This window comes from Streptomyces sp. NPDC057280, from assembly GCF_042668605.1.
Classification (GTDB): Bacteria; Actinomycetota; Actinomycetes; order Streptomycetales; family Streptomycetaceae; genus Streptomyces.
This window is the reverse complement of the sequence record NZ_JBHUYR010000019.1, coordinates 49,625-59,135: the sequence shown is the minus strand read 5'-3', so window position 1 is coordinate 59,135 and position 9,511 is coordinate 49,625. Positions and strand designations below refer to the sequence as shown.

General features: G+C 66.3%; 5 protein-coding genes and 3 pseudogenes. 6 read left to right on the top strand and 2 right to left on the bottom strand.

Features of this window, described 5'->3' with window-relative positions:
• Positions 1-304: 304 nt before the first annotated feature.
• The 3 genes and pseudogenes from ACFUO4_RS45200 to ACFUO4_RS45190 form a co-directional block, all read left to right on the top strand.
• Complete coding sequence (locus ACFUO4_RS45200) at positions 305-2,050, top strand: hypothetical protein (protein ID WP_383497018.1); 1,746 nt, start codon at positions 305-307, stop codon at positions 2,048-2,050.
• A 1,085-nt stretch (positions 2,051-3,135) separates the two neighbouring features.
• A pseudogene (locus ACFUO4_RS45195) lies at positions 3,136-3,408 on the top strand (hypothetical protein); the annotation flags it as partial.
• A 330-nt stretch (positions 3,409-3,738) separates the two neighbouring features.
• Positions 3,739-4,377: pseudogene (locus ACFUO4_RS45190) on the top strand (hypothetical protein); the annotation flags it as partial.
• Between the two features lie 137 nt (positions 4,378-4,514).
• On the opposite strand, the gene ACFUO4_RS45185 reads toward ACFUO4_RS45190, so the two are convergent.
• Positions 4,515-5,039 (bottom strand): hypothetical protein, encoded by a 525-nt coding sequence (locus ACFUO4_RS45185; protein ID WP_383497016.1) that lies wholly within the window; start codon positions 5,037-5,039, stop codon positions 4,515-4,517.
• An 834-nt stretch (positions 5,040-5,873) separates the two neighbouring features.
• On the opposite strand from ACFUO4_RS45185, the gene ACFUO4_RS45180 reads away from it, so the two are divergent.
• The 3 genes and pseudogenes from ACFUO4_RS45180 to ACFUO4_RS45170 all read left to right on the top strand — a co-directional run.
• Entirely contained in the window at positions 5,874-7,430 is a 1,557-nt protein-coding gene (locus ACFUO4_RS45180; RefSeq protein WP_383497013.1) for a phage/plasmid primase, P4 family, read from the top strand.
• A 154-nt stretch (positions 7,431-7,584) separates the two neighbouring features.
• A complete protein-coding gene (locus ACFUO4_RS45175; protein ID WP_383497010.1) occupies positions 7,585-7,968 on the top strand; it encodes a DUF6009 family protein in 384 nt (127 codons plus the stop codon).
• 116 nt (positions 7,969-8,084) lie between these two features.
• A pseudogene (locus tag ACFUO4_RS45170) lies at positions 8,085-8,501 on the top strand (DnaB-like helicase C-terminal domain-containing protein); the annotation flags it as partial.
• 539 nt (positions 8,502-9,040) lie between these two features.
• Here the strand turns inward: ACFUO4_RS45170 and ACFUO4_RS45165 are convergent.
• On the bottom strand, positions 9,041-9,511 hold a 471-nt coding region (locus ACFUO4_RS45165; RefSeq protein WP_383497008.1), incomplete at its 5' end, for a tetratricopeptide repeat protein.

Here is a 9,511-nt window from a genome sequence, read left to right as displayed (position 1 = left end):
ACCGACGACACCGACCTGCCCACCGAACTCACCGCATAGCCTCAAAGAAGAGATCACCGAGTGGCCGTCAATACACCACTCCAGCGGACGTGACCAAGGGCTCTTGGACGACGCATGGGGGCCTGCGTGGACCCGGGCCTCGATCTGGGGTCGGTGTGGGGCCGGTACGAGTCCGTCTGCCGGCTTCGCAACCTGGTTCGAAGACGGCGCTGGGCGGCGCACGCTGCTCTTGAGAGCAGGAAGCACTGTCAGCCTGGTGTGGAATCCTGGGACGATTCCGCGAACGCAACACCTTGGGGGGCTTGTGGCGGCGATCGAGTTACAACTGCACACCGACGACCCGAACGAAAACGCTGCACTTCACGCCTACTGGCAGCTGGCGGAAGACGGCGAGACATGGGCGCAGAGTGTGAGCGCCGTTCGCAGCCAGTTCGGACTGACGCAGCGTGACATGCAGCGGCTGGTACAAGAGGGCGCGACCGCTCTGTTGCACAACGTGCGGTGTGCGGAGTGTGGGGAGCCGCACGAAGCCACGAGCAGGACGAACTACGCCGAGTTGGTGCGTCAAGGGAACGTGTTGTGTCCTGCCTGTCAGGGCATTGCGCAGCAGGTCAGAAAGCAGGCAGCGCAGGAACGGTCCGCTCGACGCCGGAAAGCCCTGAGCGAAGTCTTCCCGGTGCATGCCGTCCCGCCGATCGAAGTGGGCGACCTGACACTGTTCCAGGCGGTCGCGCTGCATGCGTTGTTCAGTGATCCTGCCGTGGAAGACGCGGGGCTGACCACCCCCACCGACAGCTGGCCGAAGGAGCGACGCTGGGCGCCGGCCAGCCTCCGCTGGGACTACGAGCGCAGGCTCTTGCATGCAAAGAACCGCACTCTGATCCTGGCGCACCAGGACTCGCGCGGCGACGCCTTCGTATGGGAAGACGACCAGCCCACCGGCTCGTTCTATCTCGGCAAGGTCAGCTACTACCTGCTCGGGCCGGAAGAAGATCTGCCGGCCCGGACGCCACGCCTTCTCACCGGCCTCAACCAAGTCTTCCGGGAGGGACCGTGGCCCAGCTCGTGGCTGGCACAGTGGCGCGAGTTGTGGGAGGAACTCGCCCTTGCGCACGCCTCCGCCTACCTCGACATGAAACTGGCCGAGCACCACCTCGAGATGAAGCAGGGTGACGGAACCCGCACCACATTGGCTGACGCCCTGGCGGACTTCAGCCTCGGCCAGGTCTGCAACTTCATCTACCGGGCCACCAAAGACTCCGCGGCCTACTACCAGCGCGGCGGAGTCAACAAGCAGCAGGCCGCCAACAGCACCATCAGCCGCATCAGCACCAACGCGGACCGTGCCCGGGCCAATGGCTGGGACGTCAAATCCTTCGCTCTGCCGTGGAACCTGCCTTTCTCCGCCATCTCCGAGACGTTCTTCAACAAGGTCATGCGGCAGGCAGACATGATGCAGACCCCCCTTGATGAGGCGCACCCGCCGACGCACGCTTGGCCCGAGGAAAACGAAGAACCCCCAACCGACCTCGATGTTCCCGCGGACACGCCCGCCACCGGACGCGGGGAAAAGCCCGAAACAGTGACAGCCGAGGCACCAGGCATCGTTGATGTCTCCGGGGCCGACTCCTCAAGCCCGGGGCAGCGATTCGCCCTGCTCCTGGAGAACGGCGAGCTCCGCTTCAACCGTGCCCCCTTCCCCGACATCCGAGGCATGGTCGTTCCCCACGGAGGCGGCGAGACCGGACTGGAGTGGCTGCCCGGGCACCATCCACTGGCCCTCTACTACTTCGTGCCATACCTGGGGCCGGATGATCGGCCAGTGAACAAGACGGCCAACGGCATGTTCTGGGAACTCAGTGAACCGCCCCTGCCAGGACCTGACGAGGAGCCGCCGGACGATCCGTACAGCCCAGAGGATCGAATCATCGAAGTCCGTGGCACAGTTGCCTTCCTCTGCCCCGGCGAGCAAAACCTCACTGACGAGCATGAGACCGCCCTCCGCGAGGCCCACCACTGGGTTACCCGCAGACTGCACGACAGCCCGTGACAGCCAACAGGAGGGAAAGTTGACCAGGGCTCCCGCCCGGTCGATCGTCCAGGCAATACGAACCTGTCAGCAGGCCCTCGCGACGACACCTCGGCAGCCATCCCACTCGTCTTGAGTGGAAGGCGGGGAAGCGGTGCAGGAGCCGCCCCCATCCGTCCATCTGACGACGGTGCGGCGTCGCCTGCGAGGGGGATCCACGCCGAGGAGCATGGAAAACATATTCGAGAGAAGGGTGTTTGCCCGAATTACGGGCCGACTTGGACTCTTCCCTGCGACTTGTCCGCGGCTCTACCCTCGACCGGTGTCCACAAGCTCGCTGCCAGGCGTCAGCGCCATCACCCGGGGGAAAACGTGGACGTCCCGACGTTAATCCTGTTGGGGGCGGCGGGCGGTCTGCTGCGGGGAGCCGTGGACCTGTACGCGCGGTTCGTGTGTTGGCAGGCTGATCGCAACGCCCATCGGCAGGCGAGCAGGGCGGGGACGACACAGGAAGAGGCTCCGCAGTTCCAGGCATACTTCGATGCCCCTGTCGACTTGGCCGCGGCCGTCGTGCACACCACGATGGGAGCCGGTGCCGCGGTGCTGTTCGGCACCACGGGGCAGATCAGCGGTAAGTACGCCGCCCTCGTCGTCGGCATGTCGGCGCCCGTGTTGCTCACCCAACTCATCCGCATCCAGACGGTGAACGAGGCAGTGACGGGCGAGCGGCAGCCGGCAGGCGCGCAGGAGGCGGCCGCGGAGACCGGGGTGGAGCCAGCCGACGGCGCTTCGGGCCGTCTGTATGGCGCCGCCGACTGGGGAACGCCAGGTGCCGGAGGCGTCGTAGCGCCGGCGGCTGGTGCGCCCCGAGCGGAGCCCCAGCCCGCGCCTTCGGCATCCCACTCAGACCAGGTTCAGTTACCAGCCTCTGCCGCCGAAGACCCCCCGCCCATCGCACGGCCCATGCCTTTCCCGGAGCGTGCCTCCGGCGAACTGCCTGCAGATCGATCACAGCCCGCGGGGCCCTCGCAAAACGCAGACGGCCCTTTCCCCGCAGACCCGGCCCATGGCACGGGAACTAGCCGCGACGGTCGAAGCACTCCACGATGGCAAAGAACGGAGTTCGGGGAGGAGGGGCTGTGAACAGCGTTCCGCAACACCTGCGCAGCGAGGACCGCCAGGAATACGAGCGGATCCTCGATGAGGCGCTGCGCTCCGCCCCACACCGCCCGGAACTGGCCGCTGTGGGACAGCGGCTCAATCCCGAACAGCTGCGCACCATGGCACTCAACGCCACCGCGATCATCACGGCGGCCGCGGCCACCGAATACCAGCACTACGTGCGGGTTCGCGAAGAACTCCGCCCCCCGGCGCCCTCGTACGAGTCCTCGCGCATTGCCTACTCGTCCTCAAGTTCGAGCTCGGCGCCCGCCTCTGCTCCGTCTGCTTCCCCGCGCTCCGACAGGGTGGCCGCTGGTAACCATGCCCCGGCCGGTCTGGGCCGCCGCCTCGGGGCCGCCATCCTCGGCGCTGGACATCCAGGCGGCCGCCGGATCCGTACCGGAGTTGCTCCTCGTCAGTGGGCCCGGATGTCCTACGGGCGCCGTCTGCTGGCAACGGTGCTTGGGCTGCACGTACGTCCACAGGCACCAACGGTGGCAACAGCCGCGGACGTACGGGCACCGCGCCCGTCCTGGCAGCCGACGGCTGTCCGTGGGACCGGCTCTGCGGAGCGGGACGCGAGCACGCTGGGGCTTGCCGCAAGCATGGGTGAGGCCGCCGAGGCCAAGGGTGCGAGTGGCATCGCCGTCGCCATGGTCCTGGTACCCGTCTTCGCCGGAACTCTTGCGGCGATCTTCCTGATCATCGGATACATCCTGAAGCTGCTCGACCCTGAGCCGGCGTCCGCCCGGACCATGCTCACCATGGGTTGGGTGTTTGGCGCTGTAGCTGCGGGCGCCATCCTGGTCGCGGTTGTCTCCCTCCTCTTTACTGCCTTGCGCGACAGGCCCTCTCTTGAGAACGGGGCCTACGGCGAGTTGAGCGAGGAGGTGGCGCAGGCCAGAGAAGCCTGGCGCAAGGCGCTGCTAGAACGTGGCATCCTGCCATTTCTGCGGGACGCCTTGGCCGACCCCGATGCAACGGCCCTGCACCGTTCGGCACCGCCGACCAGCCGTATGCCACGCCTCGGCTACGACCGCCCCGGTTTTAGCAGCCCGGACAACGGCCCACGCCCGAGCTTCACCAGCCCGGATTACACCAGCCCGGACTTCGGACGGCCGGAGCACCAGTCGGAGTTGACACGCCGGGATGGTGTCCGGGACGGGGATTCCGGCGGCCTTGACTAAGGCGCCCAGGGAGAGGGGCTCCGGTGCCGTGCTTGAGGCGAAGGCCGAGTAGGTGCCGGCCCGATGGCACCTGCAGTCCGCGGTGTTGTTGCCCGCCGCCAGCGGGAGCGGCCGCTGGTGTTCCTCTAGAGACCTGCTCAGGCATCGGGTAGGGCGGGCTCGCCGCGCAGGAGGTCCGGGCGGGCATCGGCCAATGCGAAAACCCCCATGAGCCCGCCGACGAGAACGTCGTTGATGCGGTAGCGGCGGGTTCGTTCGTCCCGCTGGAGGAGAGGACCCGCACCAGCCGGGCCGATCCTGCGCTGCACGGCCTTGATACTGGTGAGCATCCCACCAATCCGGGAGCGCGGGATCGGGAGGACAGGGTGAGCGCCGAAGTGCGCCTGGACGTCGTCGTAGGAGAGGCTGCCACCAGCCTCCGTTATGTGGCGAAGTACGGCACGTGCACCGGGCATTAGCGCGGCAACCATTTTGAACAGCAGCTGTTCGTTCCAGCCGTCGGCAAGAGTGTCTTCGCTGAGGTCCCGCGGGGGCGGCCGCGGTTCGACCAACGGTGCATCGGGCCAAGTATCCGGGATAGCGGGGCGCATGCCGTAGGCAGCCTGTACAGCAGCAATCGCCTCCTCGTAGGTGTCCACCGCTGTGTCGATCGTCAACCGCATGCTGCCCCCTCGATGATCGGTGCTGCCATCCTCCCGCGCTCATTGACCAGAACCCGGTGAGACCGGAGCGGGCGCTGACTCGATGGCTGTCAGCAAGTGCCCGTCGCCGGCGGAGCAATGCCTTGGCCGCTGTCCCTGCTGGAGGGGGGCTGAGGGCTTTGCGCTTCAGTCCCGTTCAGTCCCGTGAAGGAAAAACACCAGCTCAGAGGCCTGTTCTGCTGTGGTTACGGGACTGACGGGACTGAACTTGTCAGTTATAGCCATCAGGCGCGCGTGTATGCGCATGCACGTAAAGGTGCACTGCTGTACATGCGTATGTAGCTCATAACTGCAATGTTCAGTCCCGTCAGTCCCGTAGTCGGGATGGTGGAGTCCTCTGACCTGCTGTTTTATGCAAGGGCTGAGAGCGGGGCTGAGCCGAGCTCCGGCGAGCCTGGCCCCGCCAGTCCCGCCCGGCAGATCGTTTCTGGTGCAAGTACGGGACTGACGGGACTGAACTTTCAACACACGGAGCCCGATCGTGCTGACTGTCGAGGGGACTGCGCTACTGTCTGTGCCGCATGTTGAAATCTCAGTCCCGTCAGTCCCGTCAGTCGCAGGAATCAGACGCCGGCCGTCTCTTGGTGGCTGACGTGGCCGGCGGTGGCTGAAGTCCGAAGCCCCGATGAGGACATCAGTGGTACGCCAGCTTGCGACAGGCCGGGAGCCTGCTTCACGAGGGCCGGTGTTCTCGCGCGCGGAGTACGACAGAAGCGGTGTCGCCGCCGACACTCCCGCTTGGGACCTTGCCTTGTCTGAAGGCGTGCAGCGCCTGTTGCTTTTCCTAGGACGCCTATGAGCAGCACAGAGCCGGTCCGTTTCGACCCGCTGGCGGCAGCCAAGCAGATGCACGAGCACCTTGCCCTGCCAGGCACAGACGGGCACCCCCTGCTGCCCACGCAGGCCACCGACGCAGGCACTCGCCCCACGGCCCCGCCAGCCGCAGGCCAGCTGCCGGACGAACTGACCGACCGAGGCAACGCCAAACTTTTTGCCCGGATGTACGGCGACCAGTTCCGCCACGTCGAAGGGCTGGGCTGGTACGCGTGGGACCAGTACCGTTGGAAGCGCACAGGCGGCGAGAAGGGCGCCATGTGGGCCGCGGGCGACATGGCCGAGCAGATGCCACGCACCGACCCCCACGGCCGCTTCAGCGACCGCGAACTCGCCGTACACCGCCGCCGCACCCAGGCCACCGCCGGCATGAAAGCGCTCCTGGAACAGGCCCAGGCCGCGCCCGGACTGAGCATGGACCCGGACACGCTCGATGGCGACATCTACGCCCTGTGCACCCCGTCCGGGGTCGTCGACCTGCGCACCGGCGAGCTGCGCAAGCCCAACCCGCTGTCCGACATGCACTCCCGTGCCACCACGGTCGGCCCCGAAGCAATGCCGATCCCGCGCTGGTACCGCTTCCTCGACGAAACCTTCGGCAACGACCCCAAGGGCCGCGAAACCATCGCGTTCCTGCACCTGCTGCTCGGCTACTCCATCACCGGCGACGTCGGCGCCCAGGTCCTGCCGTTCCTCTACGGCGCCGGCGCCAACGGCAAGTCCGTGCTCCTTGAGGTGATGATGCACATCCTCGGCGATTACGCGAACGCCGCCCCACCAGGCTTTCTGATGGAAAAGGGCAAATACACCGAGCACTCCACTGAACTGACGGAGCTGCACGGCCGGCGCATCGTGGTGTGCAGCGAACTCAAACCGAACGACAAGTTCGACGAGGCCCGCGTCAAGCTTCTCACCGGCGGCGACACGATCACGGCCCGCCGCATGCGGCAGGACTTCTTCACCTTCACCCCCACGCACAAGCTGTGGCTCCTGGGCAACCACCGGCCCGAAGTAGGCACCGGCGGCCACGCATTCTGGCGGCGCATGCGGCTGGTCCCGTTCGAGCGGCAGGTCCCCGACGAGCGCAAGATCGACAACCTTGGGCACGAACTCGTCCGCGACGAGGGCCCCGGCATCCTGCACTGGCTGATCGAAGGCGCCCGCCGCTACCTCGCCACCCGCGACCCTCTGCACGGGCCGGCCTCCGTCCGGCTGGCCACCGAGGCCTACGAGAAGACCGAAGACCACGTCGGGCGCTTCCTGACCGAATGCTGCACCCGCGGTGCCGACGGGCGCCCCGACCCCGACCTGCGCGTCGAGCAGAAACTCCTGTACGAGACCTACCTGCGCTGGTGCACGGACGAAGGCATCCGCCCCGCCACCAGCCGGGCCTTCGCCGGACGCATCCGCCAGGAGATCGGCCTGTCGTCCCCCACCGAAATGATCAAGAGCAACAACGTCAAGCTCTATCCCGGTCTGGCCCTCCTCGCCAACATCGAGGGAGACGAAGCTCCATGAGCGTCTCCGGCCACCTGAGCACGCGCCACAGCGGCCCGTACCATGAAAACCCCGACCCTGAATGTTGCACCGCACGTTTCAGGGAAGAGAGCGGCACCCCAGCCGCGCTGACAGGCCGTCGCCCGGCCGACGCCGATCAGGAGGGTCTTCGGCCATGAGCTCGATGCTGCAGGACGCCCAACTCGTCGACGAAGCCGAAGTGGTGTGGCTCGAAGAGCCTGACAATCTCGACTACGTCCGCCAGGCCCTGGATAAGGTCAGCACACGACGTGGCCGGCCGCGTTACGACCGCGACGGACGCATGGTTGGCTACACCAACCTGAAGCCCGGCTCCGCAAGCGACCCGGACAGCGGACTGTTCGCCCGCCGCGTCTTCTTCCTCCTGCCGCATGATCGCGACACCGAGCCGGATGGCCCCTACGCCGTCGGCGCTCCGGGCGAAGCCGTCGACCCGGGCACGCTTGAGGCTGGCAAGGCGGGAGAGAAAACCACTCGGTCCCAGGGCCGCAGCCCTCAGATAGCACCAGCTGGTCGATAACACTCACCTTGTGACGGGTCTTCTGCGTGGCGTCTTCTGCGAAGATCACATCACTGTCGCGCGAGCGGCTGGTGACGAGCAGGTGAACCGTCCCCTGCGCTCGCGATCCGCGCAGCCGCCTCGCCGCCCGCGACGGCCTGGACCTCGTTATCGTCGACGACCTCCAGCTGATGACCCCCGCCAGCCGGCGCGGCGCCTCCCGCCAGGAGGAAGTCGCCGCCATGTCGAGAGGGCTGAAGCTGCTGGCCAAGACCCTGGGCGTGCCCGTCATCGCGCTCTCCCAGCTCAATCGCGGATCCGAGCAACGCACGGACAAGAAACCTCAGGTGTCCGACCTGCGCGAATCCGGCGCCATCGAGTAGGACACCGACATGGTGATCCTGCTGCACCGCGACGATGCCTACGAGAAGGAGTCACCCCGCGCGGGAGAGGCCGACGTCATCGTCGGCAAGCACCGCAACGGCCCCACCGCCACCATCTCCGTCGCCTTACAGGGCCACTACAGCCGATTCATGGACATGGCACTGACCTGAGCACCCCTCAGGAGTCCGTCAGTGCCCCTGAGGCGCCGTTTTCTCCCCGGCTGGCTCCACTTGGTCCGGGCAGGGGAGATCGGCGCTCACAGAGCCACTCGGACGATCAAGGAAGGGGCTGTGTCATGCTGACCGTCCACTTCTACTGGACGGCCGCTGCGTGTGTGGAGACTGGCTGTGCAGGTCCCCACTGATGTCGTTCCGCGAGGGGATCGGGAGTCACCTGAGGACCTCCGCCAAGATCAATGTCAGGGCAAGCGGGAGTCACTACGCCTGCATTGCCGTAGGCGGCGCGGTCCCTCGCGGTGACATCCGGTCTCATCGTGGTACGTGGTCGACGCAGCTAAGTGGCATCTATCAACGCATCGGAATGACTCCCGCTCTGAGATGCATAGACACCGACCGTCAACCAGTAAGAAAGTGCAACATCTGGTAGTGCTGCGTTAGTTTCTGCCTGCGGTGAGGGGGCGGCAGCAGGCAGAAACAGAACCTAACGAAGCACTACCAACTCACCTCAGGACCGCCCAAGCAGACATACCTCACTCACCGTCAAGCTCCTGAAGCCAGGCCAGCACAGCGAGAGACTGTTCGAGTGCGGCCTGATAGACCGCAGGACGCACGAGCGACAGTTTGCGTCGGATGGTTACGGCTTCGGTGATTGCTTCGAGTGCTTCCTCTCGTCGGCCCAGCTCGCCCAGGGTGTTGGAGAGGTTGTTCAGGCTTCCGGCGAGGTTGGGTTGGAAGGCGTCGGGGTGTGCTGCGGTCAGCTGGCGGTAGACGTCCACGGCTTCGGTCACCGCTTCGAGTGCTTCCTCGCCCCGGCCCAGCTCCCTCAGGGTGTTGGAGAGGTTGTTCAGGCTTCCGGCGAGGTCAGGTTGGAAGGCGTCGGGGTGTGCTGCGGTCAGCTGGCGGTAGACGTCCACGGCTTCGGTCACCGCTTCGAGTGCTTCCTCGCTCCGGCCCAGCTCGCTCAGCCGGTTGGAGAGGTTGTTCAGGCTTGAGGCGAGGTT

Coding starts and splice junctions, on each gene's coding strand:
- ACFUO4_RS45185 (WP_383497016.1), bottom strand. CDS start 5,039: ATGCGGTTGACGATCGACACAGCGGTGGACACCTACGAGGAGGCGATT.
- ACFUO4_RS45180 (WP_383497013.1), top strand. CDS start 5,874: ATGAGCAGCACAGAGCCGGTCCGTTTCGACCCGCTGGCGGCAGCCAAG.
- ACFUO4_RS45175 (WP_383497010.1), top strand. CDS start 7,585: ATGAGCTCGATGCTGCAGGACGCCCAACTCGTCGACGAAGCCGAAGTG.